This window comes from Bradyrhizobium sp. 138 (genome assembly GCF_023074075.1).
Taxonomy (GTDB): domain Bacteria; phylum Pseudomonadota; class Alphaproteobacteria; order Rhizobiales; family Xanthobacteraceae; genus Bradyrhizobium.
The window spans coordinates 572,250-596,380 of the sequence record NZ_JADPKT010000007.1 but is presented as its reverse complement, the minus strand read 5'-3'; the positions used below and the strand labels follow the sequence as shown (position 1 = coordinate 596,380).

22 protein-coding genes and 1 pseudogene are annotated in these 24,131 nt (G+C 64.6%); 8 read left to right on the top strand and 15 right to left on the bottom strand.

All coding sequences use genetic code 11. The features are described 5' to 3' along the window. Positions 1-229 precede the first annotated feature (229 nt). The 4 genes and pseudogenes from IVA79_RS07440 to IVA79_RS07425 form a co-directional block, all read right to left on the bottom strand. Positions 230-493: pseudogene (locus tag IVA79_RS07440) on the bottom strand (caspase family protein); the annotation flags it as partial. Between the two features lie 92 nt (positions 494-585). Next, positions 586-2,301: a caspase family protein gene (locus IVA79_RS07435; protein WP_247551405.1), complete on the bottom strand. Its 1,716-nt coding sequence runs from the start codon at positions 2,299-2,301 to the stop codon at positions 586-588. A gap of 96 nt (positions 2,302-2,397) precedes the next feature. Further along, complete coding sequence (locus IVA79_RS07430; protein WP_247551403.1) at positions 2,398-4,227, bottom strand: caspase family protein; 1,830 nt, start codon at positions 4,225-4,227, stop codon at positions 2,398-2,400. Between the two features lie 304 nt (positions 4,228-4,531). Continuing rightward, positions 4,532-5,239 carry a hypothetical protein gene (locus IVA79_RS07425; protein WP_247551401.1) on the bottom strand — a complete coding sequence of 236 codons (708 nt, stop codon included), beginning with the start codon at positions 5,237-5,239 and terminating at the stop codon, positions 4,532-4,534. A 212-nt stretch (positions 5,240-5,451) separates the two neighbouring features. On the opposite strand from IVA79_RS07425, the gene IVA79_RS07420 reads away from it, so the two are divergent. From IVA79_RS07420 to IVA79_RS07410, 3 genes are all read left to right on the top strand, one after another. Next, positions 5,452-5,781 carry a hypothetical protein gene (locus IVA79_RS07420; protein WP_247526198.1) on the top strand — a complete coding sequence of 110 codons (330 nt, stop codon included), beginning with the start codon at positions 5,452-5,454 and terminating at the stop codon, positions 5,779-5,781. 86 nt (positions 5,782-5,867) lie between these two features. After that, on the top strand, positions 5,868-6,398 hold the full coding sequence (locus IVA79_RS07415) for a gamma carbonic anhydrase family protein (protein ID WP_247551399.1): 531 nt from the start codon (positions 5,868-5,870) through the stop codon (positions 6,396-6,398). Between the two features lie 127 nt (positions 6,399-6,525). Next, a complete protein-coding gene (locus IVA79_RS07410) occupies positions 6,526-8,223 on the top strand; it encodes a PAS-domain containing protein (RefSeq protein WP_247551397.1) in 1,698 nt (565 codons plus the stop codon). A gap of 30 nt (positions 8,224-8,253) precedes the next feature. Here IVA79_RS07410 and IVA79_RS07405 read toward each other — a convergent pair whose 3' ends face one another. After that, complete coding sequence (locus IVA79_RS07405; RefSeq protein ID WP_247551395.1) at positions 8,254-8,418, bottom strand: hypothetical protein; 165 nt, start codon at positions 8,416-8,418, stop codon at positions 8,254-8,256. A 95-nt stretch (positions 8,419-8,513) separates the two neighbouring features. On the opposite strand from IVA79_RS07405, the gene IVA79_RS07400 reads away from it, so the two are divergent. Beyond that, positions 8,514-8,834, top strand: coding sequence for a hypothetical protein (locus tag IVA79_RS07400; protein ID WP_247551393.1), 321 nt, complete (start codon positions 8,514-8,516; stop codon positions 8,832-8,834). 104 nt (positions 8,835-8,938) lie between these two features. Then, positions 8,939-9,289: a hypothetical protein gene (locus tag IVA79_RS07395; RefSeq protein WP_247551447.1), complete on the top strand. Its 351-nt coding sequence runs from the start codon at positions 8,939-8,941 to the stop codon at positions 9,287-9,289. Positions 9,290-9,465: 176 nt separating this feature from the next. Here the strand turns inward: IVA79_RS07395 and IVA79_RS07390 are convergent, their stop codons facing one another. From IVA79_RS07390 to IVA79_RS07365, 6 genes are all read right to left on the bottom strand, one after another. Further along, positions 9,466-9,960 carry a hypothetical protein gene (locus IVA79_RS07390; RefSeq protein ID WP_247551391.1) on the bottom strand — a complete coding sequence of 165 codons (495 nt, stop codon included), beginning with the start codon at positions 9,958-9,960 and terminating at the stop codon, positions 9,466-9,468. 178 nt (positions 9,961-10,138) lie between these two features. Further along, entirely contained in the window at positions 10,139-10,870 is a 732-nt protein-coding gene (locus tag IVA79_RS07385; protein ID WP_247551389.1) for an aspartate/glutamate racemase family protein, read from the bottom strand. A gap of 18 nt (positions 10,871-10,888) precedes the next feature. Continuing rightward, positions 10,889-11,767 carry an ABC transporter permease gene (locus IVA79_RS07380; RefSeq protein ID WP_247551387.1) on the bottom strand — a complete coding sequence of 293 codons (879 nt, stop codon included), beginning with the start codon at positions 11,765-11,767 and terminating at the stop codon, positions 10,889-10,891. 3 nt (positions 11,768-11,770) lie between these two features. Continuing rightward, positions 11,771-12,730 carry an ABC transporter permease gene (locus IVA79_RS07375; RefSeq protein ID WP_247551385.1) on the bottom strand — a complete coding sequence of 320 codons (960 nt, stop codon included), beginning with the start codon at positions 12,728-12,730 and terminating at the stop codon, positions 11,771-11,773. Further along, positions 12,730-14,019 (bottom strand): extracellular solute-binding protein, encoded by a 1,290-nt coding sequence (locus IVA79_RS07370; RefSeq protein WP_247551383.1) that lies wholly within the window; start codon positions 14,017-14,019, stop codon positions 12,730-12,732. The genes IVA79_RS07375 and IVA79_RS07370 overlap by 1 nt, the downstream gene beginning before the upstream one ends. Before the next feature lie 42 nt (positions 14,020-14,061). Continuing rightward, on the bottom strand, positions 14,062-15,048 hold the full coding sequence (locus tag IVA79_RS07365; RefSeq protein ID WP_247551381.1) for an ABC transporter ATP-binding protein: 987 nt from the start codon (positions 15,046-15,048) through the stop codon (positions 14,062-14,064). 253 nt (positions 15,049-15,301) lie between these two features. Here IVA79_RS07365 and IVA79_RS07360 point away from each other — a divergent pair, with 253 nt between their 5' ends. The 3 genes from IVA79_RS07360 to IVA79_RS07350 all read left to right on the top strand — a co-directional run bounded on the left by IVA79_RS07360 (position 15,302) and on the right by IVA79_RS07350 (position 19,826). Further along, entirely contained in the window at positions 15,302-16,009 is a 708-nt protein-coding gene (locus tag IVA79_RS07360; protein WP_346658152.1) for a GntR family transcriptional regulator, read from the top strand. Between the two features lie 424 nt (positions 16,010-16,433). Beyond that, on the top strand, positions 16,434-18,188 hold the full coding sequence (locus IVA79_RS07355; RefSeq protein WP_247551445.1) for a CYTH and CHAD domain-containing protein: 1,755 nt from the start codon (positions 16,434-16,436) through the stop codon (positions 18,186-18,188). A 90-nt stretch (positions 18,189-18,278) separates the two neighbouring features. Beyond that, the gene (locus tag IVA79_RS07350) at positions 18,279-19,826 is read left to right on the top strand and encodes an FAD-dependent oxidoreductase (protein ID WP_247551377.1); all 1,548 of its coding nucleotides are present in this window, start codon (positions 18,279-18,281) and stop codon (positions 19,824-19,826) included. A gap of 120 nt (positions 19,827-19,946) precedes the next feature. On the opposite strand, the gene IVA79_RS07345 is transcribed toward IVA79_RS07350, so the two are convergent. From IVA79_RS07345 to IVA79_RS07330, 4 genes are all read right to left on the bottom strand, one after another. Then, on the bottom strand, positions 19,947-20,570 hold the full coding sequence (locus IVA79_RS07345; RefSeq protein WP_247551374.1) for a transglutaminase-like cysteine peptidase: 624 nt from the start codon (positions 20,568-20,570) through the stop codon (positions 19,947-19,949). A gap of 331 nt (positions 20,571-20,901) precedes the next feature. Beyond that, complete coding sequence (locus IVA79_RS07340; RefSeq protein WP_008140941.1) at positions 20,902-21,513, bottom strand: PilZ domain-containing protein; 612 nt, start codon at positions 21,511-21,513, stop codon at positions 20,902-20,904. A 69-nt stretch (positions 21,514-21,582) separates the two neighbouring features. After that, on the bottom strand, positions 21,583-22,749 hold the full coding sequence (locus IVA79_RS07335; RefSeq protein WP_247551372.1) for an MFS transporter: 1,167 nt from the start codon (positions 22,747-22,749) through the stop codon (positions 21,583-21,585). Positions 22,750-22,802: 53 nt separating this feature from the next. After that, a complete protein-coding gene (locus IVA79_RS07330) occupies positions 22,803-24,050 on the bottom strand; it encodes an MFS transporter (protein WP_256465551.1) in 1,248 nt (415 codons plus the stop codon). Positions 24,051-24,131 lie beyond the last annotated feature (81 nt).

Here is a 24,131-nt window from a genome sequence, read left to right as displayed (position 1 = left end):
CTTGCGGCTAATCCGCCCTGCGCACTGGCCGTGACGACGCAGGCTTGCCCTCGACCGCCGCATCGATAATCGCGGAGAACTTGGGCCTTGGCATCGCGATATTCAATTTCGCGCACGGCAGTAGCTTGTCTGACACAGGAGCGAAGTCGAGGTGACGAGATATGTTCGCTGGTTGGTTGTCATTCTACACAGCGATCGGCTTATTGAGTGCAGCACCGTCATTGTAATGCTCACGTGCCTTGCCGCCAAAATCGCGCAGTGCCTTGCGAATCTCGGCGACGTTCAGGTCGAGCTTGATGTCGACTGAGTCGAACCCGGCCTTCCTGAACATGCCGCCGACCAGTGCAGCATCATTCGCGGGGTTCGCCAGCCGCGCCACGTTCTTGTAGGCCGAGTTGCCCATGATGAGCGCGACGCGCTTTTCCGCGTGCGCGGAGCTGGTGCCCAACCAGATCGCAAAAATCAACAGGGCAATTGCCCGGAGCGCACCCATTTCAACCTCAAATCAGAATACACGAGAGTATTCGGAGTGTTCTGGCAGCAACAGAATTCATGCACAGGCTTCCTCCTCGCCTGGAGCCGTCGTCAGTTGCAGACTTCGATGTTAACAAGGGCGTGGCCTGTGCTTTTCGATTCAAGGTGACAGCCCGACCGAACCGGACGACAGCCCGCACCGTTACAAACCATTTGACCAGATGCAGCCGGCTTCGCAGGTGCGGCTTCGACCTTCTTCCGCTCGTTGTCTTTCGACTTGGCATCCTCGCGGGTCGCGACCGGCTTCTTGTCCTGCACCTTCTCGCATTCGTTGTCGTCATTGACGCGATAGCCGGCGCGACAGGCGATCTTCACGCAGGCATCGCCGTCAGCCTTGAAGCCGTGATCGCACACCAGCGGGCAGACCCGGCCCGGCTTGGCCTTGATGACGTCGAGCGCGTCGAAGCTCGCGAGCTTGGCGTCGAGCTTCGTCCCGGCATATTTGTTGAACAGGGTCAGCGAGCGCTGCGATGACGCGTTCCAGTCGCCGTCCGCCGCGGTCGCCAGACAGCCGACGCGGCGCAGCTCGGATTGCACCAGCTTCGCTGTTTCTGCGGGCGACAGGCTCGGCGGCGATGACGTTGGCGCGACAGCCGCAACCTTCGTGGTATCGGTAACCTGCTGCTTCTCTGTGGTTCGCTGTTCGGTAGCCTGCTTGTCGGCCAGCGCCTTGGCGACGGCTGCTTCTGCATCCTTCCTGCGCTGCTCAGCGGCCGCCGCCTTGGCCTCCTCGATCTGCTTGGCCTTCTCGGCAGCGACGCGAGCCCCTTCGGCAGCTTTGGCTGCAGCAGCGGCTTTCTCCTGCTCCGCCTTCTTGGCGCGGTCGATTGCGAGCCGGGCTTTCTCGTCCTCGGCCTGCCTGGCCTTCTCCGCGGCGGCGGCGCGGGTTTCTTCGGCGGCGATCTTATTCAGCTGGCCTTTGGCGAGATCGGTATAGAAACCGCCGGGAAAGCGGTTCAGGAAGGCCGTCCATCCGTCACGGGTGCCCAGCTGAAGCGCCAGTTCGTAGTCGCGCCGGATTTCGGCGTCCGGGTTGGCCTGCGGCCCCGCGACGACCGGCTTCGCTGCAACCAGCGGCAGGTCATCGCCGCCAAGCGAGCCGTAGACAAACGGCTCCTGCTTGTTGCCGGTGCTCTTGAGCACATCGTCGCGAACGAATCGAAAGGCCTTGCCCAGGTCGAGCCCCGGCGTTGGCAGGCGCTCGACGAGAGCGGTGGCGAACGGGCTGTTCTTGGCGTCGCCGTCCGAGGCGGTCGAGCCCGCCTTGGCCGCAAAGGCGATCATGGTGTTCGGGCTGGTCGGCTCGACCTTGGCCAGGCCGCGTCCGATCGCGCGCGAGGCGATCGTACGTTTCATCGTCTTGGCAAACGGGTTGTCGCGACAGGCATCCAGGATGACGAGGCGAAGCTGCTTGGCAGGTTCGACCGCGAACAGGGCCCGGTCCAGCGGCAGCGTTTCGTCGAGGACATCGCTGTCGGTCTCGAGAGTCGCGTCAGTGGGGATCAGGTAATTGGTGCCGTCGAGCTCGATGCCATGACCGGCATAATAGACCACCGCAACGTCGGCCTCACGTGCCTTGCCGCCAAAATCGCGTAGCGCCTTGCGCATCTCGGCGACGTTCAGGTCGAGCTTGACGTCAACGGCGTCGAAGCCCGCCTTCCTGAACATGCCGCCGACCAGCGCGGCATCGTTCGCGGGGTTCGCCAGCTTGCCCACGTTCTTGTAGGCCGAATTGCCCAGGACGAGCGCGACGCGTCGCTCGGCCATTGCCGGACCGCAGCCGAGCCCAATGGCAAGAATCAACAAGAGAAAACGAAGCCGCTCATTGCAGCCCCAAGTCACGAAGCAGCCTCCGACGGCCGCTCAATCGCAGATTTCGCGAGGCGAAGTAACGATATTGCCATTGCGAGCGTTGGTATCCAGGTGACACCCTTTGGCTACGGGTCGGCATCCGGCCGGTCCGCAATACATCTGGCCCGAAGCCTGCGGCTTCGCAGGTGCCGCTTCAGTTTGCTTCCGCTCCGTATCCCGCTTCTTGGCATCCTCGCGCGTCGCGACCGGCTTCTTGTCCTGTACCTTCTCGCACTCGTTGTCGTCGTTGACCCGATAGCCGGCGCGGCAGGCGATCTTCACGCAGGCATCGCCGTCGGCCTTGAAGCCGTGATCGCACACCAATGGGCAGACCCGGCCCGGCTTGGCCTTGATGCCGTCGAGCGCCTCGAAGCTCGCCTGCTTGGCGTCGAACTTCGTTCCCGCATATTTGTTGAACAGCGTCAGTGAACGTTGCGACGACGCATTCCAGTCGCCGTCTGCCGATGCTGCCAGACAGCCGACGCGGCGCAGCTCGGACTGCACCAGCTTCGCCGTCTCCTGCGGCGACAGGCTCGGCGGCGATGAGGTTGGTGCGACAGCCGCAACCTTCGTGGTATCGGTAACCTGCTGCTTCTCTGTGGTTCGCTGTTCGGCAGCCTGCTTGGTGTCATTTGCCAGCCTGTCGGCGAACGCCTTCTCGGCGGCCTGCTTGTCAGCCAGCGCCTTCGCCACTGCGGCTTCAGCCTCCTTCCGCCGCTGCTCGGCAGCGGCCGCCTTGGTCTCCTCGATCTGCTTGGCTTTCTCGGCCGCCGCCTTGGCGTCCTCAGCGGCCTTGGCGGTCGCAGCGGCTTTCTCCTGTTCGGCTTTCTTGGCCCGCTCGGCCACGAGCCGAGACTTCTCGTCCTCGGCCTGCCTGGCCTTTTCCGTAGCGGCGGCGCGGGTTTCTTCGGCGGCGATCTTGTTCAGCTGGCCTTTGGCGAGATCGGTATAGAAACCGCCGGGAAAGCGGTTGAGGAAGGCTGTCCATCCGTCACGCGTCCCCAGCTGAAGCGCGAGTTCGTAGTCGCGTCGGATTTCGGCGTCCGGGTTGGCCTGCGGTCCCGCGACGACCGGCTTCGCTGCAACCAGCGGCACGTCATCGCCGCCGAGCGAGCCGTACACGTACGGCTCCTGCTTGTAGCCGGTGGTCTTGAGCACGTCGTCGCGCACGAAGCCGAACGCCTTGCGCAGATCGAGGCCTGGCATCGGCAGGCGCTCGACCAGAGCGGTGGCAAACGGGCTGTTCCTGGCATCGCCGTCCGAGGCGGTCGAGCCGGCCTTCGCCGCGAAGGCGATCATGGTGTTCGGGCTGGTCGGCTCGACCTTGGCGAGGCCGCGGCCGATCGCGCGGGAAGCCACCGTGCGCTTCATGGTCTTGGCGAACGGATTGTCGCGACAGGCGTCCAGGATGACGAGGCGAAGTTGCTTGGCCGGCTCGATGGCAAACAGCAATCTGTCGAGCGGGAACGCCTCGTCGAGAACGTCGGTATCGGTCTCCAAGGCGGCATCGGTCGGGATCAGATAGTTGGTGCCGTCAAGCTCGATGCCGTGGCCGGCGTAGTAGATGACCGCGACATCGGCCTCGCGGGCCTTGCCGCCGAATTCGCGCAGCGCCTTGCGCATGTCGACCACGTTCAGGTCGAGCTTGACGTCGACGGCGTCGAAGCCCGCCTTCCTGAGCATGCCGCCGACCAGCGCGGCGTCGTTCGCGGGGTTCGCCAGCTTGCTCACGTTCCTGTAGGCCGAGTTGCCCATGATGAGCGCGACGCGCTTTTCGGCCAGCGCAGCGCCGGTCCCAAGCCAGGTTGCAACAATCAATAAAACAAACAGCCGAAGCCGCATTCCAGCCCCCGAATGCAATAGCGTCAGATTACTCGCAGAATAGCCAAACGCAATCTACGATCAGTGATATCAGTCACACACTGGTGTGGCGATCCGGGCAACCCCGGTACCGGATGGAGGATGCGCAACCGCATCTTTCAAGTTGATCTCCCCATGATGCCATTGTGCACTTGTTTTGCCCGATGGGTCAACGGCCGTTCGAAAAATACGAAAATGCTTAATGCCTCCGATGCTACTGTGCATGGGGTTGTTTTCGCAGTTTTTGTTTTAGGTAGCCCAAGCCGGTCTCGCGGCAGAGCAGGGCCTACCCCTTCGGCCCGCGCAGCTGCACCGTCAGCTTCTCCATCGCATCCGCCACGTCCCGCCACTGCGACAGCCAGCTGCGCGGGAAGCGGAAGGTGAGGTCGGCGCCGCCGACGCGGCGCTCGGACAGGCACATGCCCGGGGTGGCCGCATCGCGGGTGCAGCGCGCGGTCAGTGCCGGGCTCGCGGCGGAATAGAGGTCCTCGCTGCCGTAGGGCGTGTCGGCGCGGAACATCCGCATCGTCAGGCCGTCCACGGGCTGGGCTGCGGCCTGGTCGAGGTAGCGCGGATAGATCGTGGCCGTGCGCTGCTCGGGCGCGAGCGCATCGTGATGGGCCGCGATCGACAGGAAGATGCGGTCGATCGCTTGCACCGCCGCTTCCACGGTGTCGGCGGTGACGTGCTTGGGTGCACCGGGCGGCTCCAGCGAGGGATAGAGGAAGTCGAGATCGATCCGCTCCTGCGGTCCGGAGTGCCGCTGGATCTTCATGCGGATCGCCGTCGTCGGCAGGTTGAACAGCGTGCCGCCGACGCTCACCGGCAGCTTGTCCGGAGCGTTCGCGCCGCGCGTGCCCCAGGTCGGCCACAGCAAATAGGCGACGAGCGCCACCGCGCATGCCGCAGCAATGCCGCCGAGCACGATCGGGACGACATGCGCCCTTGTGTGCGTGCGGGGGGACCTGAAGGGAGCTTCCGAAAACACCGTCATGAGCTTGCGCTGGGTCGAGCCGGACCTCGGCCGGTGGCCGACGAATCAGCGGCGAATATGCCATGCGGCAGCGATTTCGCGCAGCGTTCCAGCGGGGACGGCCCTGCGTGGGAGGGGCAGCGGTGTTAACCTTCCCTTAAGGATAATGTAGCGTTAACCGGCACGATTTGTCAGAGGAAGGCGGTGGCGTTGCGTAAGGGCGGACCGTTCCGATGACACCTGAAGCTCTCAATACCTTCTTCTCGATCTGCATTGGTTTCGCGCTCGCGGGCGCGCTCGTGAACGGATACCAGGCGCTGGCGCAGCGGCCCGCCGGCTTCGGCCTGTTGCAGGACGGCGTGGCGCCGAAGACCTTCGCGGCGGTGCCGTTCCTGGTGTTCGCCGCGCCCTTCATCATCATGCGCAACACGCTGCGCGGCATGCGGGTGGAAAGCCGCCGTGCCGAGTTCGTGATGATGGCGACCGTCATCGCCGGCTTCTGGAGCATGATGAGCGGCACCTTCTTCCTGATGACGCTGCGCGCGGCCGGCGTTCTGGGCTGACGCCCGGCAGGACTGCCCGGCGGGGCGGCCTTTGCCTCTTCGCCGCCGTTTCGCTATGGCTGAGGTCGACCTGACAGGAGACCCTCATGGCGATCTACGAGCTCGACGGGCAGGCGCCCGACCTTCCCGCCGACGGCAATTACTTCATCGCCGAGACCGCCACTGTGATCGGCCGCGTGCGCCTGAAGCCGGGTGCGAGCGTCTGGTTCGGCGCCGTGCTGCGCGGCGACAATGAGTGGATCGAGATCGGCGAGGGCGCCAATGTGCAGGACGGCTCGACCTGCCACACCGATCTCGGCTTTCCGCTTGTCATCGGCCCGACCTGCACGGTCGGCCACAATGTCATCCTGCATGGCTGCACCATCGAGGAGGGCGCCCTGATCGGCATGGGCTCGATCGTGATGAACGGCGCCAGGATTGGCCGCAACAGCATCGTCGGTGCCGGTTCCGTCATCACCGAGGGCAAGGAATTCCCTGAACGGTCCCTGATCATCGGCTCGCCGGCGCGCGTGATCCGCACCCTCGACGACGCCCAGGTGCAGAAAATGGGGAGTGCGGCGAGGTTCTACGTGGCCAACGGTCCGCGTTTCAAAAAGGGCCTCAAGCGCATCGGTTGATGCGTCAGTGGTCCCCTCGGCCGCGCCTCCCGGTTCCGCGCCGTAAAAATACCGGCTGAAACTTTAAGCCTCCGCTAGCGCCGCATGGGTATCGTGGGGTGTTTTCAACCGCGGGGGGAGCTGCGCCATGGACGCTGCGGCACCGGCATCCGGCCTCGTCGCCGGAACCAATTTATTGAAGAAGCTCGTTCGCTTCGCGCGCGGCGCCGACACGCTGACCGTTGCGGAGAAAGTCTATAGCATTGCCGCCTTCCTTGCGATCGTCACCACCTTCCTCTTGGTGATGTCGGTCCAGTCGGTGCGGTTGCAGACGACTTATCGCCACATGCATGCGTCCTCGGCCGCTGCGGCGATCAACGTCGGGCGCATCAATGCGCTGATTTACGCCGTCGTGATGGAATCGCGCGGCGTCTACATGTCCACCGATCGTCGTGCGATGATGCCGTTCGCGGACGGGCTGATACGGCGCAACCGCGAGCTTGCCGAGGCCGTGAAGAGCATGGAGCGGACCGTCAGCAACGACGATGCCGAGCAGTTCGCCGCATTCCGCCAGCGCATATCGCAGTTCATCGAATTCCGCCAGGAGCTGGCGCGGCGCGGAATGGAGATCAGCTCGGCGGCGGCACGCGAATGGGGCGACAACAGCGCCAATCGGACGGTGCGCAGCAAGCTCAACGCCGATATCGAGGCGCTCGAGCGCATCTACCAGCAGCGTGCCCGCGAGGCCGACGAGCTCGCCAATGAGAACCGCTATGCGGCCGCCTATCTGTTCGCGCTCGGACTGGCGGCACTGATCTTCGCGGGCCTGAACGTCGTCGTGATGCGGGGCTCCGTCGTCCGCGCGCTGACCGATATCACGCAGGCGACCGACCGGATCGCGCAAGGCGACGTCAAGAGCGAGGTGCCGCATTTGCGCCGTCACGACGAGATCGGACGTCTTGCGCGCGCCGTGCAGAATTTCCGCGACGCCGTGGCGCGCATCGTCGAGCTCGAGGAGCTCGAGCTCGGCACCGCGCAGGCGCGCGACGCAGCGATGACCGAGCGCGACAATTTCAACGACAAGTACCAGGCCAAGAAGTGGCAGCTTTCGGCCGCCATCAACAGCATGCCGCAGGGCCTGATCATGCTCGACGGCAAGGCAAGCGTGGTCGCGATGAACTCGAACTACCGCAAGATCTACAATCTGCCTGAGACGATCCAGGCTGGATCGGCGACGCTCGAGGAAATCCTCCAGCACCGGGTCGATAGCGGACTGTTCAGCGGCGACGTCTCCAAATATGTCGCAGCCGTTCTCGAACGCATCGCCAAGCGCGAGCCGACGGCCTACGAGATCGCGCTGAACGACGGCCGCATCATCAAGATCTACGAGCGTCCGATGGACGGCGGCGGCTGGGTATCGGTGCAGGAAGACGTCACCGAACAGCGTCAGCGTGAGCGCATTCTGGAGCGGATGGAGCGCTTCCTCGCCACCATCATCGAGAACGTGGCCGAGGGCATCATCGCCAAGGATGCGCGCAATTTGCGCTACGTCTTCGTCAACAAAGCCGCCGAGAAGATGATCGGCATGACGCGCGGCGAGATCATCGGCAAGACCGCGCGGGAATTGTTCTCCTCGGAGGCGGCCGCCCTGATCGAGCGGCGCGATCAGCAGCTCCTCGCGCAGAAGCAGCAGCTCGAGCCGATCATCGACACCATCGACAATCCCGCGCGCGGCCGCCGCGTGATCTCGGCCCGCCGGGTGCAGATCGGCGGCACCAACGAAGAGTCCCACATGTTCGTGACCATGGTCGAGGACCGGACCGAGAAGATGGTGGCAGCCGCATAACCACCGGCGCGCGCGATCCGGAGCGGCGCGTCAGCGCTTCTCGGATTCGGCCGCTTCGATTGCGCCTGCGGCCTTCTCGTGGCCGGCGGCCCACAGCGCATGCTCGTCGCTGCCGTCGAGGTAAGGATTGGCCTCAGCCGGAATGTTGTCGCGCGCGGCGCGTTCGCCTTCCGCAAAGGGATCGCGATCGGTCATCGTGATTTGCCTCCTCGGCTCTCAAGTTGATGTGACGGCATTTGTTCCGGAACTGGTCTTCGCCGCGGCGGTTGACCGGTAAAGGAGAATTTCCGATGGCTGCATCGCCCGCCACCGCCTCAGTCAAAACCATGATGCTGATCGTCGCGCTCGCCGTGATGCCGGCCGTCGCCTTCGCGCAGGCGAGCGGCGGTTCTGCCGGATCGCCTGGAAGCCCTGCAGGATCGACCGGAGGCGTCGCCAATTCGCCGGCCCCGCCGCCCGGCACCAACAGCCTCGGCACGGCGCAATCATCCGGGCCGGGCTCCGGCGTCACCACGGGCACCGGCACCGGTGGGGCTGCTGCTGATGCCGCCGTCAACGCCGAGAATCGCATGCTCGACAAGAAGCTCAAGAGCATCTGCCGCGGCTGCTGAACGCTCGCGCGGAAGTGAGGCAGTGTGGCTGTCCGGAATGTCCGCGTGACGCTAGCTTGGTCCTGCGTTGAAGCGTGGAGCGTGTCCACGCGGAGGATCGAGTGATGTTACGCAGGATGATGATGGCGGCGCTGACCGTCGCGGCGGTCGGGCTGTCAATGCCGCAGGTGGCCCAGGCGCGGGGGTTCGGACATGGCGGCTGGGGCCACGGAGGCGGCTGGGGCCATCGCGGCCATTGGCATGGCGGCGGCTTCTGGCCAGGTGTCGCAATCGGGGCGGGTCTCGCCGGCGCCGGCTATTACGGCGCCTATTACGGCTACGGCTCGCCCTATTACGGTGATCCCTACTATTATGGTACCGGCTACAACGATGGTTATGGTGGCTGCTACGTCGCGCGAAAGCGCGTTATGACGCCGGCGGGCTGGCGCACCCGCCGCGTGGATGTCTGCGAATAGCGGCCCACTAAAAAACAAGGCCGTTGACGCAGTATACCGTCAACGACCTTGCCAGCCCCGGACATTGAAATCGGCTCACGCCATCCGGTAACGGCGAGCATCGCGTGGAATCATACGGACGAATGTGATCCAGTTCACAAGTGGCGAAAATAAAGTTCCGCCGTGTGGCCCGCCGCTTAGCCGCGCGAGCGCTTGCGCGCGCTGGCATGGACGCGGTGTCGCGCCGGTTTCCTGCGGGTAACCGTGGGCGTTTCGACCTCGGTCGCCCGTGCGCTGGCAAATGACTGCCGCAGCCCATCGATGGACTCGTTCAGCGATGCGACCTGCTCGGACAGACGCTTGGTGTCGGCCTGCTGCGCTGCCAACAGCCGCTTCATGGTCTGGAGCTGGTCCTGCACGACCTGGAGCTGGTCGATCGATTCCTGCTGGGTCGCCTCCAGCCCCTTGGTCTTCTCGACGAGCTGCTCGGACGCCTGGGCGGTCCGCGCCTGAAGCTGCCGCGATGCCACCACCCGGTCGGTCTCGGGTGCCGCGCCGGTATAGGCCCGCCAGATCGCGATCGAGGTCACCCCCGCGATCAGGAGCAGGAGCGCTGCGGCGGTCAGCGCGATGGGCTGGGCGCCGAGGCGGAGAAGGGGGGTGGACGGCGTGTCCTGTGCGAGATCGATCATCGCTGACAAAACCCAAATTGAAACTTGGTGAGTGGCGAAGACCGGCAGCTTGCAAGCCGCCGGGGCGTCCCGAAAACGTTACGTTTCGGCAAGGAATGGGACCAAAAAGAGGCTAAGGGCCAAAAAACCAATCATCAGCAGGCCTTGCGGCCCCCGAATGCCCCGACAGGAGCATGGTTCAGGGCTGAAACTGAGAAAACAGCCCGGAATAGCTCTTCGAGCGCGGCGCGGCATAGGGCCCGAGCCGGGAGGTCTTCAGCCCCAGCCGCACCAGTGATTCCGCCAGCGTCACCGCGGCCGTGACGCCGTCGATCACGGGCAGGCCGTGCGTGGTGGCGAGCTCGGCGGCGAGATCGGCCATGCCGGCGCAGCCGAGCACGATAGCCTCCGAGCGGTCGTCACGGATCGCAGCCGTGATCTCCGCGGAGATCTTCGCGAGCGCACCGGTGTTGCGCTCCTCGAGCGCCAGCACCGGCACCTCGGCAGCGCGGACGCGAGCGCAGCGATCACTGAGGCCGTATTTTCGTAGATTGTGCTCGATCGGCACGATGGAGACATCGAGCGTCGTTACCACGGCAAAGCGGGCGGCGACCAGGCTCGCCATGTGGAAGCCGGCTTCGCCGATGCCGATCACTGGCCCCTTCGCGACCGCGCGCGCGGCATCGAGGCCGGTGTCGTCGAAGCAGGCGATGATGTGGGCCTCCGCGCCGTCGCGGTCGGCCTCGCGGATGCAGCCGAGCATGCCGGGGACGGCGAAGGCTTCGTCGTAAAATCCCTCGATCGAGACCGGGCCCATCGTCGGCTGCCGCGCATCGATCACGGTACCCGCCAGCGCGATCGCGCGCGCCGCAGCGGCGATCTTCGCCGTCATGGATGCAGTGGTGTTGGGATTGACGATGTGCAGCCGCATCTGGATCAGACAAGCCTCTTAGACGAGTCCCTTGCCGGCGTCCGAGCCCTTGGCCGCCTGCCGCTTGTTGAGCATGTGGATGGTGCCGAGGGCAAGCGTGATCACCGTGAACGAGACCGCCGAGATCACGGTGCCGAGCGCATAGATGTCGGGGTTCGTCACGGTAGTGGTGAGGCCCTGCAGATCCAGCGGCAATGTATTGACCGCCCCGATCGCCTGGCTGGAGCGGGCGAGCTCGTCCCAGGACAGCGTGAAGCCGAACAGGCCGATGCCGATCACGGAAGGAAGGATGATCGGCAGCACGACATGACGGAAGGTCTGCCACGGCGTCGCACCGAGATCGCGCGCGGCTTCCTCGAGCCGCGGGTCGAAGCGGTTGAAGATCGCGAACATGATGAGCAGGCCGAACGGCAGCGTCCAGGTCAGGTGCGCACCGAGCCCGGAGGTGAGCAGGCCCATCGAGGTCTCGAAATTCTCGTTCCAATGCGCCTTGATCAGATCGTCGATGATGCGGAATTCAAGCGAGATCCCGAGCGAGGTGATGATCGAGGGCACGATCAGGCTTGCGATCGCCGAGTAGAACAAGACGCTTTGGGCCCTGAACCTCCTGCGGAACGCCATGCCGGCGGCGACCGAGAGCACGACGGTGACGATCATCACGATGATGCCGAGCAGCAGCGAGCGGCGGAACGCCGCGCCGAGATCGACGATGCCGGTGCCCTGGAACAGTTTTGCGATCCAGAAGGTCGACACCCCGTTCATCGGGAAGGTGAGGCCGCCCTGCGGCCCCTGGAACGACAGCACGTAGATCGCGATCATCGGGCCGTAGAGAAACAGCACATAGGCCGCGAAGAAGATCGCGAGCACGTAGAAAGAGCGCGGGCGTCCTTCCTTCATGCTCTAGAGCTCCTTCTTGATGTCGACGATGCGCGACATCATGGTGATGATCAGGAAGGTGATGACGAGCAGGATCACGGCGTTGGCTGCCGCCGCAGGGAATTGCAGCGCATTCACGCGCGTCTCGATGATCTTGCCGGCGGCGGCGATCTGCTGGCCGCCCATCACGCCGATGGTGATGAAGTCGCCCATCACGATGGTGATGACGAAGATCGAGCCGATCACGATGCCGGGTTTTGCCAGCGGTATGATGACATTGACGAGGGTCTGGAAGCCCGTCGCACCGGCGTCATAGGCGGCTTCGATCAGCGATTTGTCGATGCGCACCATCGAGTTGAAGATCGGCACCACCATGAAGAAGGTGAAGAGGTGCACCAGCGCCAGCACCACGGAGAATTCGGAGAACAGCAGCCATTCGATCGGGTGGTTGATCAGTCCGGTCTTGACCAGGCCGGAGTTCACCAGCCCGTTGCGCCCGAGCAGGGGAATCCAGGCGATCATGCGGATGACGTTGGAGGTCCAGAACGGGATCGTGCAGAGCAGCGACAAGCCCATCTGCCAGGTCTTGGACTTGACGTGGAAGGCGAGGAAGTAGGCGACCCAGAAGCCGATGAACAGCGTGATCGCCCACACCAGGAAGCAGAGCTTCAGCGTCTTCAGATAGGTCTTGCCGATGGTGCAGAGATCGGGGAGCTGCGCGATGCAGCCCTCGAACGTGTCGGTGTAGCCGCGGCCGGAGAAGGCCGGCAGCAGCTGGTATTCGTTGTAGTCCCAGAACGAGACGATGACGACGAAGACGAGTGGAATGAGGAAGAAGGCGAGAAACACCAGCATCATCGGCCCGGCCTGGAGCCAGGAGATGAAGGACGGCGACAGGCGCGTCGGTTTTGCGGCGCGCGCTGTGCCCGACCCCGGGAGCAAGCCCGGGGCCGCCTGTTGCAGGATGTCTTCCGACATGTCCATCACGCCGCGATGAACTCATTCCACTTGCGGACCATGTAGTCGTTCTCGTCCATCACAGCGTTCCAGCACGCGACGCCGCCCATGCGGTCCTCATAGGAGCCGCCGTCACGCACCGCGCCGGCCTTTTCGAGCAGCGAGCCGTCGGGCGCCTTGATGTCCTTCTCGGCCGGCTTGCCCTCCATCCAGTAGGCCCACTCGTAAGGCTCCATATGGGCCTTCGCGGTCGAGAGCACGGCGGAGTAGTAGCCTTGGCGGTTGAGATAGGCGCCGGCATAGCCTGATAGAAACCAGTTGACGAACTCATAGGCCCATTCGAGCTTCGCACCCGACACGCCCTTGGAGACGCAGAAGCCGGAGGCCCAGGAGCGATAGCCTTCCTTCAGCGGCTGGAAGGTGCAGGGGATGCCCATCGAGCGCACCTTGGTCACCGCCGGCGACCACATCGACTGGATCACCGTCTCACCCGAAGCCATCAGGTTGACGCTCTCGTTAAAATCCTTCCAGAAGGCGCGGAACTGGCCGGCCTTCTTGGCCTCGGTCATGACCTTCATGGTGAGATCGATCTCTTCCTTGGTCATGTTGCCCTTGTCGGCATATTTGTACTTGCCGGTGGCTTCCACGACCATCGCGGCGTCCATGATGCCGATCGAGGGGATGTTGAGGATCGAGGCCTTGCCCTTGAATTCTGGATTGAGCAGCTCGGACCACGAGCCGATGGGACGCTTGATCAGGTCGGGACGGATGCCGAGCGTGTCGGCGTTGTAGACGGTCGGGATCAGCGTGACGAATTCTGTCGCCGACGTCGCAAACTTCTTGGAATCCTTGCCTTCGAGGTAGAGCACCTTCCAGGGCGCGGTGCCCTGGCCGCCGATCTTCTTGCCGCCGGGCGTCTCGCCCTTGGTGAAGACGGGCGTGATGTTGCCGAACTCTTTGATCTTCCTGGCATCGAGCGCAAGGATGTTGCCCGACGGCACGATCTTCTTCAGCGAGAAATATTCGGTGTCCAGCACGTCGAAGGAGTTCGGCTGGGTCATCACGCGCTTGGTGACGTCGTCAGTGGTCGCGGTGATGTATTCGATCTTGATGCCGGTGTCCTTCAGACACTGCTTGGAGATGTCGTCGCCCTCGTTCACGGCGGTGCCGAGATAGCGCAGCACCTTCGCATCGGCCGATTTCACATAGGGAAAGCCGGTGATGGCGCCGGAGCCGGCGGCAAGGCCGGCGAAACCCGCGGTGCCCTTCAATAGCGTGCGGCGGCTGACGCCGGTCTTCCTGGTCGTCTCGGTCATTTCGCTCACTCCTCTGTTGCGCATTCCAGTGATCGATCGGCGCTATTGCAGGCGTTGCGCCTTGGCGGGATCCCAGGTGGCCAGCACACGATCGCCCGGACGGAACGGCTGGACGTCGAAGGTGGCTTCGGGAACGTGGGAGAACAGGGCGGTGCCGTCGTCGAGCGTGAGCGAGACGGCGACATAGGAGCCCTGGTACTCGGTCTGGGTCAGCAGCGCCGGCGCGCCGAATGCACCATCGGTGAACGGCGCGATGCCGAGCTGATCGGCGCGCACGGCGATGAGGTTGCCGGCGTCGTTGAGCACGTTGTGGCCGCCGATGAAGCGCGCCACGAATTCGGTGCGGGGATGGTGGAAGATGTCGCGGGCCGTGCCCTGCTGCTCGATCCGGCCGTGGTTCATCACCACGATGTGGTCGGCGAGCGCCATCGCCTCTTCCTGGCCATGGGTGACCTGGATGAAGCTGATGCCGAGCTCGCGCTGCAGCCGCTTCAGTTCACCGCGCATCCGCACCCGCAGGAACGGATCGAGCGCGGACAGCGGCTCGTCGAGCAGAAGGATCTGCGGCTCGGTGATCAGCGCGCGGGCGAGCGCGACGCGCTGCTGCTGGCCGCCGGAGAGCTGCGCCGGCAGCCGGCCCGCATAGGGGCTCATCGCTACAAGCTCCAGCAATTCGCCGGCGCGCTTGTGGCGCGTCGGCTTGTCAATGCCGCGCATCTTCAGGGCGAAGGCGACGTTGTCGATCACGCTCAGGTGTGGAAACAGCGCGTAGGACTGGAACATCATCGCCGTGCCGCGCTCGGCCGGCGGCAGGTCGGTGACGTTCTGCGCACCGAGGATGATGTCGCCCGCGCTGACCGCCTCGTGGCCCGCGATCATCCGCAGGGTCGACGTCTTGCCACAGCCGGACGGGCCGAGCAGGCAGCAATAGGTGCCGGCCGGGATCTTCAAATTGACGGTGTCGACCGCCAGCGTCGTGTCATAGCGCTTGGTGACGGCGACCAGTTCGAGAGCGGCGGGAGTGGCCATGGCGTGTCCAAGGAGGGGCGGTGCTGCCGCTCTCTCCGCAAGGTCCGTGCCAATTGCCTGTTCGGTGGTCAAATTCCAAAACTATGCAGCCAGGTCAGATCGTTAGATCGAATCCGGCGTATCCGTTCCGCCCACCCCGTGCGCAGCCATCTGCACACAAAACAGGCGAAGATTGTATAAAGTTTCGCCTGTGATTGGATACAGCTCGTCGACTAACATTCACGTTCGAACGTCGCCGATGAGCCTGACACCCATGGCCGCCAAGCCTCGCCCCAAATCCGACGCGCCAGATGCGAGCGATCGTGTCAGCCGCATCCGGGAGGGTGTGACCGCGGCGATCCTCGAGCATCGCCTGCTGCCGGGTACGAAGCTCGGCGAGGACGAGATCGGCGAGATCTACGGCGCGAGCCGTACGCTGGTTCGCACCGCGCTTCAGCAGCTCGCGCATGAGGGCATTGTCAACATCGAGAAGAACCGCGGCGCCTTCGTCGCGCGTCCGACGCCGGCGGATGCCCGCGAGGTGTTCGAGGCGCGCCGCCTGATCGAGCCCACCATCGTCGATCGCGCCTGTGAAGCGGTATCGCCGGCCTGGCTCGACCGTCTCCAGCGGCATCTTGCCGAGGAGCGCGAGGCCGAGCTGCGCGGCGACGCGCGCGCCTCGGTCCGGCTCTCCGGCGAGTTTCACCGGCTCATTGCCGAGATGAGCGGCCACAGCATCTATCTCGGCTTCCTGAAGGAGCTGATCGCACGCTCGTCGCTGATCATCCTGCTCTACCGCCGTCACGACACGCCGGCCTGCGGCACCGATCACCACGCCGGCATCGTCGCCGCAATCCGCAAGCGCGACAGAGAGGCCGCGCGCGGGCAGATGCTGTCGCATCTGGATGAGATCGAGGCCGAGCTGTTCCTGAAGGATCCGGCGGCCGACGAGCTACGGCTTGCCGACGTGCTGGGTGCGTGAGCGCTAGGCGGTGAGGTGCGATCGCTCAGATCGTATTGCTGCTACGCCGGATCGTCGGGAACCGGAGTTTTGCTCCAGGAACCAGGCTCAGTCTCCGTGAGAGGGCGTGCAGCGCTTCTTGTCACAATTGGAATTGTTGCAATCTGGGGCCCGTCATCGGACGCGTGACTTCTAAGCGTCTCCAGGACCAGGAAGAATTTCTCGGCTAGCATGCGTCAAGTTCGCTGGTGCGTGCGTCTTGGTTTCGAGGACAGCGAGATTCGCTATCAAATCGATCACTCGCGAATCTCTGCAGCAGTTTAGGTCGCGACGTTGCGGCGAATTATGACAGTCGACGATCACGCAGCGCGACGTAAGGCGACTATTCCTCGCCGGCCTCGCCAGCTATATGCTGGCGTTCTGTCATCAAACTGTCATGTCGGAAATGCTGAAATCAAATGCTGCGTCGGCGCGCAAAGCGGTGAGCGCGCCGGACGGGACCTCTGTCCCAAAAGACAACAAGAGAACGCAAGTCGCCGCGGGCTTCCTGAGGCAAATTGAGGAGGGCGCGGAAGCCGCGAAAGCCGAGGGCGCTGTGAGTGATCAGACGCCATCGCAAGACGAGACGCCCGCGCCAACTCAGTCGACTGCCGCCGCACGGCCGGCTGGCGAAATCGAGCTCAAGCTCGTCGTCGATGCCGAGCGTATCGCGCATTTCAATGCTGCGCCTGTGATTGCGGCGCACGCGCGCAACAAGGGCGCGCGAAAACACCTCAAGTCGGTCTATTACGACACGCCCGAACGAGAACTCCGGCGCAATGGCCTCAGCCTGCGCGTTCGCCAGAGCGGTGCGCGCTTCGTGCAGACCGTGAAGACCGAGGTTGCGGACGATCCGCTGCGCCGCGGCGAGTGGGAGGCGAACGTGCCGTCGCTTGCGCCCGTTCTCGCGCTGGCGATGCCCTTCATTCCGGAGAAGATCCGCAGCTCGCTCGAAGTGCATCCGCTCGAAGCCGTCTTCACCGCCGACATCCATCGCCACGCACGGATGATCGACCTGCCGACGGGCACGGTCGAGGTCGCGTTCGACCAGGGCGAGCTGACGGCCGATGGCCGCTCGCTGCCGGTGAGCGAGATCGAGCTCGAACTCAAGAGCGGCAGCGCGAGCACGATCTACGAGGTCGCCTTGCTGCTCGCGGAGCAGGGGGCGGTGAAGCCGTCGATCCGCAGCAAGTCGGCGCGCGGCTTCGACCTTGCCGCCGACCTGCCGCCGGCGGCGCGTCGTCCGCGAAAACTTCGTCTCGATCCGTCGGTGTCGCTCGACGAAGCCTTCGCGACGATCCTGCGCGCCTGCTTCCTTCATCTGCTGCAGTCGCGGCCGGCGGCCGAGGACAGCCGCAATCCGGAAGGCGTGCATCAGCTGCGCGTCGCGCTGCGCCGGCTGAGATCGGCGCTCGATCTGATGCGATCGGTCGGCGCGCTCAGTAACCTCGATGCACTGCGGTCGGAAGCAAAGTGGCTGGCGCAAGAGTTGTCCGCCGCGCGCGACTGGGATGTCTTCCAACTCGAGACCTTGCCGACGATCGCAAAAGCTTGTCCTGCGGTCGCAGGCTTCGATGCGCTCGGCCGGGCCGCGGCAAGGCGCCAGTCCGAGGCCTATCGCAGGGCGCATCATGCGCTCGACGATCGCCGCTGCGCCGTGTTCCTGATCGGCCTCGGTCACTGGATCGAGACGCGGGGCTGGCGCAACGACGTTGCCGCCGAAGATCTCGGCCAGCTCGCCGAGCCCGCCGTCAATTTCGCGCAGCAGATCCTGTCGAAGCAGCACGCGAAGGTGCTCAGGCGCGGCCGCCGCTTCAAGTCGCTGACGACCCTGCAGCTGCACAGGGTTCGGCTCGCGACCAAGCGGCTGCGCTATCTCGGCGGATTCCTGCTGCCGCTGTATGAGGACCGCAAGTCGACGCGACGCTTCTCGCGCCGGCTTGCCGATCTGCAGGAGGAGCTCGGCGCCTTCAACGACATGGCGGTCACGGCATCGCTGCTCGAGGGGCTCGAGGCCGAACCCGGCAGCGCCATTGCCGCGGCTGCGATTGCCGGCTGGCAGGCGCGGGCGTCCGCCGGTGTCCAGCCGGTCTTGCGAAGCACCTGGCGCGATTTCACCGGCGCGCGTGTGCCGTGGTCGCGGCAGACGCAGCAGGATTGATCGCGCATCCCCCAGAATGAGGCGTCTCTCGGCAGCGCGGGATAGGAACTCTCATCCTGTCGCGTCGTTTGTGTGTCGAGGAGCAATGCCATGAATGTACGGGATGAGCACACCCGATCGCTCTGGATGGATGTTTCGGTTGCCGATGCGCCGGCGCTATCCGGGACGGTCGGTACGGACGTCGTCGTTGTCGGCTCCGGAATTGCCGGGCTATCGGTCGCCTACGAGCTTGCAAGCCATGGGCGCACAGTCGTGGTGCTGGACCGCGGCGGCATCGGCAGCGGAATGACGGCGCGCACCACGGCGCATCTGGCCTCCGCGCTCGACGACGGTTACGACGCGCTGGTGAGGGTGCGCGGCCTTGACTGCGCGCGGCGCCACTACCAGAGCGTCGCTGCCGCGATCGATCGCGCCGAGGCCATCCAGGGCGCAGAGCACATCGACTGCGATTTTCAGCGCGTCGACGGTTATTGGGTGCAGGCGCCTGAAACCGCCGCATCGGAGCTGGACGCGGAATTGAATTGCTGCCGCAAGCTCGGAATGCCCATCGAAAACTGCATCGAGCCAACCCCGTTCCATGCCAAGGGCCAGGTGCGTTCGCTGCGCTTTGCCCGCCAGGCACGCCTGCACCCGACCAAATATCTCGCGGGTCTTGTGAGCGCATTGGAGCGCCGGGGAGCGAAACTCTATGCCGACACCTGTGTCGAGAGCATCGATCAGCGCCATGACGAGATGGTCGTGACGACCGCCTCAGGCTACGAGATCCACGCCGCCGACGTGGTGGTCGCGACGAACTCGCCGGTCAATGTACAGGTGGCGATCCACACCAAGCAGGCGCCTTACCGCACCTATGCGCTCGCCGCGAAGATCGCAGCCGGCACGCTGGACGATGCACTCTACTGGGATACGCTCGATCCCTATCATTATGTCCGGCTCCAGCCGCATTCTGCCGACGAGGATATCGTGATCATCGGCGGAGAAGATCACAAGTCGGGTGAAGCGAACGACGGCGCACAGCGCCTTGATGCGCTCGAGCGCTGGGCGCGCGAGCGGTTGCCGGCTTTGCGCGAGGTCACGCATCGATGGTCCGGCCAGGTGCTGGAGCCGATCGATTTCGCCGGCTTCATCGGCCACACCCCCGGCGAAGAGCACGTCTTCCTCGTCAGCGGCGATTCGGGACAGGGGATCACGAACGGGCTCGTCGCCGGCCTCTTGGTGACGGATCTGATCACGACGGGCGCGAGCCCGTGGGAAGATATCTATGCCCCGTCGAGAAAGATTCAGAAGAACATCGGCGAGTTCATCAGCGAGAACATCACGCCGCTGAAGAATTTTGCCGAGTATCTTACCGCGAGCGAGATTGCGAGCGTCGAACAGTTGCGGCCCGGCGAGGGGCGGCTGGTCCGCAGTGGCCTGAAGAAGATCGCGGCTTGCCGGGACCGCAACGGACGGCTGCATCTGCACTCGGCCAGCTGCACCCATCTCGGCTGCGTCGTGCACTGGAATGCGCTGGAGCAGTGCTGGGATTGTCCCTGTCACGGCTCGCAATTCGCACCCGACGGCACCGCGCTCAATGGTCCGGCGGTCTCGCCGCTCGGCGAGGTCGATAAACCGGCCCATCTCGAAGCCGCGGAGTGAGCGGAAGTCCCCCAAAAAAAGTTGCGGCCAGCCATTGGGGGATGGCTGGCCGCGCGCGAACCGGTCTGGGACGGGGAGGGGTGGGGATGTGACCGGGCCGCGTAACTCCTTGTCTCTTGCCTAATCTCTCGCGCTGGCGGTGGAGACCGCCGGCCTGGTATCGCCGAGCGAGACCCAGACGTTGGGATCGCTCTGCGACTGGCGCTTGACGAAGCGGTAGCCGGTCTCCGTCCAGGCAAGGACGTTCTCGTTCTGATTGTCGAGAACGTACTCGCCCTTGTCGGTCTTCACCGTCAGCACCGCGTGTCCTTCGCCCTTCTTGTCGCGCACGACGGTGATGAGCAGGGCCTCGCGCGGCCATCCGGCATCGATCAGCATCTTGCGCTTCAACAGCACGTAGTCTTCACAATCGCCGTAACCGTCGGTCGGCAGCGACCATTTCTCGATCACGCCCCAGTGCTCCTGGTCGGTCAAAGGCTTGACGGTCTCGTTGACCCAGCGATTGACCTTGACGAGGTCGCGCCATGCGGCCTGCGACATCACGATGTCGCGTGCCTGCGTCGGCGCGCCCTGGCACTGGGCGGTATTGTCCGCACAGAACTCGACCCAGCCGATCGGCGCACGCGTGGTGTCACCGAGGCTCGCGTAGAGCAGACGGCTTTCGCCGGCCTGCGCTGCCGCGCTGATCCCGAAGAGCATGGCGGCGAGCGCCAGTCCCTTCCCCTGTCCCCTGAAATCAAACATTGCGGCCCCCGTTTCTTGTTGGGACCACATTTCGCATGGAGCTTTTGAGTTGCCGCTAAGTCAGCCAAGTCAAGTCGAGACGAATACAAGTAAAAACCGCGGCGAATTCGATCTATACTTGAATCGAATTCTCATAAAATTTGAAACAACTGCAATTGATTCAAATTTTATCGATTAACGCGGAAAATGCTGGCGGAACGCCGTTTCCATGCGCAAACCGGCCGCGCGTTAACCCGCGCAAGGCGCATCACCACGCACGAAAAAGGCGGCGTCCGCATCGCGGAGGCCGCCTCAAGGGCTGGAAATGCAGTGGTTTTGAGGTCGTCGCGCTTTACCGCGCGGTAACGCTCTCTTCGAGTGTCTCGATCGGCTGCGCGTGGACGAACTCCAGCGCGAAGCCGTCTTCGAGGTTTCGGACCACGCGGCCCTGGACCCGGCCGAGCAAAACCGTCGATTTCAGCGGCGGCCGGTTCTCCGCGGCAATGGCAGCACCGGACAGCGAGAGGTCGATGATGCGGCAGGTCATCTTGGTGCCGTCCTCGAGGGTCAGCACGGCGATCGGGTTGCGCGGCACGATACGGTCGTGGCGGCGGTCCTCGGGCAGGTTGAGGATGTCGCGGTTGGCGAGCCAGGTCAGCTGTGCCGCGAGCTTGTCGCGCTTCCTGGGCGTGGCACCGATCGTCATGGCGAAGCCGTTGTCGATGATGCGGGTGATCTTGCCCTCGACGCGGCCGATATGGTCGAGATAGGCGACCACGCGGTCGCCGACATTGCCGATGCCGGGAGCGAGCAGGGCGAGCCCGCCCGGCGACATGTTGATCACCTGGCACGGGAATTCGCGGCGGTCCGGCAGCATGTAACGGCCGAGCAGGTGCACCTTCACCCGCTGGAAGCGTCGTCGCTCCTCGGCAGCCGGAAGAAATTTTTTGTTCGCCAACGCCATTTCCAACACCCGACCCCCCGCCCGGGCGGAGTCCGGGACGACCCTAAGGTGCATAGGGTTAATGCCGCGTTAGGATTGGGAGCGGCGGTCACGGACAGACACAATGCGCTCGAAAAGCCACATCAAGGGCGGGCAGCCCAGCACCGTCAGTGCGCCGAAGTCGAGCGCGACCGCGGCACTTCCGGCTGATTTGGCGAGCCGGCCCGCCACCGCCGGGCCCAGCATCATCGCGGCATAGAACAGAGTGTAGAACACGCCCATGCCGATCGCCCTTGTCTCCGGCGCGAGCACGCGGGCGGCCAGGCTCATGATCGGGCCGGCCGGATGGCCGCCGATCAGCCCGATCAGGACGAGGATCGTGATCACGGCGTCGGACCGGGTCAGCCAGGCCAGCAGTCCGGCCACCACGAGGCTGGCCGCGCTCGCCAGCACCAGTGGCCGTTTGAACCGATCGGCCAGATAGCCGCCCGCCGGCACCGAGATCACCGACAGCCACATCACGAGGCTGATCTCCGATCCCGCCGCCGCAATGCTCCAGCCGCGCTCGGCCAGCAGCGAGGGGCCGAACGAGAAGATCATCGCGAAGCCGACATTATAGAGACCCCAGATCATGCCCGCGACGATCACCGCCAGCAGCGCCAGGCGATCGAGCCGGCCAGAGCCCACCGGCTTGGCGGCCGATCCCGGCGGGCGCTGATAAAGCGCGATCAGCACGATGCCCATCGCCGTCAGCGTGCCGGCCGCCAGAAACACCGCGCCTGCGCCGTAGGCGGAGCCGATCACCGGCAGCACCAGGAGCGAGATCGCAACGCCGGCCGGCCATGAGTTGACGAAGATCGCCATCGCGGTTGCGATCTCCTTGCCCGCGAACCAATCGGCGGCCATCTTGGTGAGCTGCACCGTCAGCAGCACGCCGCCAGCGCCGGAGGCGAGCCGGCCCGCCAGTTGCCAGCCCCAGACGTCGGTCGTGGCCATCACGAGGCTGCCCGCCGTCATCAGCAACAGCGCGGCGATCGTCGTCGGCCTGTCGCCAAGAGTTCGGCCGATCGCGCCGCCCGGCAGCGCCAGCACGACGCCCGGCGTGAAGTAGAGCCCGATCAGGATGCCGATGTCGGCCAGCCCAACGCCAAAAGTCTGTTGCAGCAGCGGCGCGACCGCGGCCACGCTCTGGAATTGGAATGCGATGGTGAGGCGCACGATGAACAGGATCGCAAGAACGCCCCAGCGATTGCGCAACGCTTCATCTCCCCCAGGCCCTGTGTCGAGCGTGCGGTGGAGAGAGGCCGGAGTCAACCGGCTGCCTTCCTCGCCGCCCGCCCGTGAAGCAAGCCCAGCACGGCCAGCAGCACCGCGGCCGACAGCCCGAGCGACCAGTGAATGCCGATCGCCGCGCCTGACAGCCCGACCGTGATGCCGCTGAAGGCCCGCATCCCGAGTCCGGCCATATTATAGAGGCCGACGACGCGGCCGCGGATGTCGTGCGGCGCATTCAGCTGCACCAGGGCCTGCGCCATGGTGTTGAACGACAGTTCGAAGAACCCCGCGCAGAACAACAGCGCGATCGCAACCGGATAGATCGGCACCGCGGCGAAGCCGAGCAGCGCCACGCTCCAGAGCATCGCCAGCATGATCGCGGTGCGCGGCGTGCCTTTGAGGCGTCCCCAGGATTCCAGCGCAATGCCGGCCAGCAGCGCGCCGGCGGCGTCGGCCGCGAGCAGCACGCTGTAGGAGACGCCGGGATCGCCATGGCCGAGATCGCCGGCATAGCCCGGCATCTGGGCGTGATAGGCATTGCCGATCATGAAGGAGGTGAGGCCGGCAAGCCACGTCATCGCCGTCAGCACCGGCTGGGTGCCGATGGCGCGGATGGTCAGCACGATGTCGGCAAGGCCGCGCACGGCAAAGCGCCGCACCGCCACGCTGTTGTCGCGCATCGGCGCCCAGAACAGCCAGAGCAGCATCGGCAGGTAGAACAGCGTGTTGAAGATGATGCCGTGCGAGGTGCCGAGCGTCAGCATGATGATGCCGCCGACGGCAGGCCCGACCAGGATGCCGAGATAGCGCGCCATCGCGTTCAGCCGCACCGCGCTCGGAAGATCGGCGGGGCCGACGAGGTCGTAGAGCAGCAGCTGGTTCGGCGTCTGCCACAACACGCCGGCGCAGCCATGGATCACCAGCAGCAGCATCGCGTGCCACATCTGGATCGTATCGGTGAGGAAGAAGAAGCCCCATCCGCTCGAGGCCACGATGAACAGCAGCATGCCGCACTGGATGATGCGGCGCGGATCGACCCGGTCGGCGAGCCCGCCGACCGCGACCGAGAACAGCAGAAACGGCAACCAGTGCGACAGCACCGCAAAGCCGGCCAGCGCCGGCGAATGGAATTTCTGGAACACCACCCAATAGCTGATCACATGCTCGATATTGTCGGCCATCATCGCCAGCACATAGGCCATGAACTGGAGGCGGTACGGCACCGACTTCATCGCCGCGAACGAGCCGGACGCGACCACGGGATTTTGGGGCAGGGGGTTCAAGGGGGCTACCTGGGTGAGACGCTTGGCGCCTTACACGTTCGCTGGCCGGCGCTCAAGACAGTTGGGTGTGCTTGAACAGCA

Bases quoted from the DNA above. Each gene is read 5' to 3' on its own strand.
- IVA79_RS07435 (WP_247551405.1), bottom strand. From the start codon at position 2,301: ATGGCCGAGCGACGCGTCGCGCTCGTCCTGGGCAATTCGGCCTACAAG.
- IVA79_RS07430 (WP_247551403.1), bottom strand. From the start codon at position 4,227: ATGCGGCTTCGGCTGTTTGTTTTATTGATTGTTGCAACCTGGCTTGGG.
- IVA79_RS07425 (WP_247551401.1), bottom strand. From the start codon at position 5,239: ATGACGGTGTTTTCGGAAGCTCCCTTCAGGTCCCCCCGCACGCACACA.
- IVA79_RS07420 (WP_247526198.1), top strand. From the start codon at position 5,452: ATGACACCTGAAGCTCTCAATACCTTCTTCTCGATCTGCATTGGTTTC.
- IVA79_RS07415 (WP_247551399.1), top strand. From the start codon at position 5,868: ATGGCGATCTACGAGCTCGACGGGCAGGCGCCCGACCTTCCCGCCGAC.
- IVA79_RS07410 (WP_247551397.1), top strand. From the start codon at position 6,526: ATGGACGCTGCGGCACCGGCATCCGGCCTCGTCGCCGGAACCAATTTA.
- IVA79_RS07405 (WP_247551395.1), bottom strand. From the start codon at position 8,418: ATGACCGATCGCGATCCCTTTGCGGAAGGCGAACGCGCCGCGCGCGAC.
- IVA79_RS07400 (WP_247551393.1), top strand. From the start codon at position 8,514: ATGGCTGCATCGCCCGCCACCGCCTCAGTCAAAACCATGATGCTGATC.
- IVA79_RS07395 (WP_247551447.1), top strand. From the start codon at position 8,939: ATGTTACGCAGGATGATGATGGCGGCGCTGACCGTCGCGGCGGTCGGG.
- IVA79_RS07390 (WP_247551391.1), bottom strand. From the start codon at position 9,960: ATGATCGATCTCGCACAGGACACGCCGTCCACCCCCCTTCTCCGCCTC.
- IVA79_RS07385 (WP_247551389.1), bottom strand. From the start codon at position 10,870: ATGCGGCTGCACATCGTCAATCCCAACACCACTGCATCCATGACGGCG.
- IVA79_RS07380 (WP_247551387.1), bottom strand. From the start codon at position 11,767: ATGAAGGAAGGACGCCCGCGCTCTTTCTACGTGCTCGCGATCTTCTTC.
- IVA79_RS07375 (WP_247551385.1), bottom strand. From the start codon at position 12,730: ATGGACATGTCGGAAGACATCCTGCAACAGGCGGCCCCGGGCTTGCTC.
- IVA79_RS07370 (WP_247551383.1), bottom strand. From the start codon at position 14,019: ATGACCGAGACGACCAGGAAGACCGGCGTCAGCCGCCGCACGCTATTG.
- IVA79_RS07365 (WP_247551381.1), bottom strand. From the start codon at position 15,048: ATGGCCACTCCCGCCGCTCTCGAACTGGTCGCCGTCACCAAGCGCTAT.
- IVA79_RS07360 (WP_346658152.1), top strand. From the start codon at position 15,302: ATGGCCGCCAAGCCTCGCCCCAAATCCGACGCGCCAGATGCGAGCGAT.
- IVA79_RS07355 (WP_247551445.1), top strand. From the start codon at position 16,434: ATGCTGAAATCAAATGCTGCGTCGGCGCGCAAAGCGGTGAGCGCGCCG.
- IVA79_RS07350 (WP_247551377.1), top strand. From the start codon at position 18,279: ATGAATGTACGGGATGAGCACACCCGATCGCTCTGGATGGATGTTTCG.
- IVA79_RS07345 (WP_247551374.1), bottom strand. From the start codon at position 20,570: ATGTTTGATTTCAGGGGACAGGGGAAGGGACTGGCGCTCGCCGCCATG.
- IVA79_RS07340 (WP_008140941.1), bottom strand. From the start codon at position 21,513: ATGGCGTTGGCGAACAAAAAATTTCTTCCGGCTGCCGAGGAGCGACGA.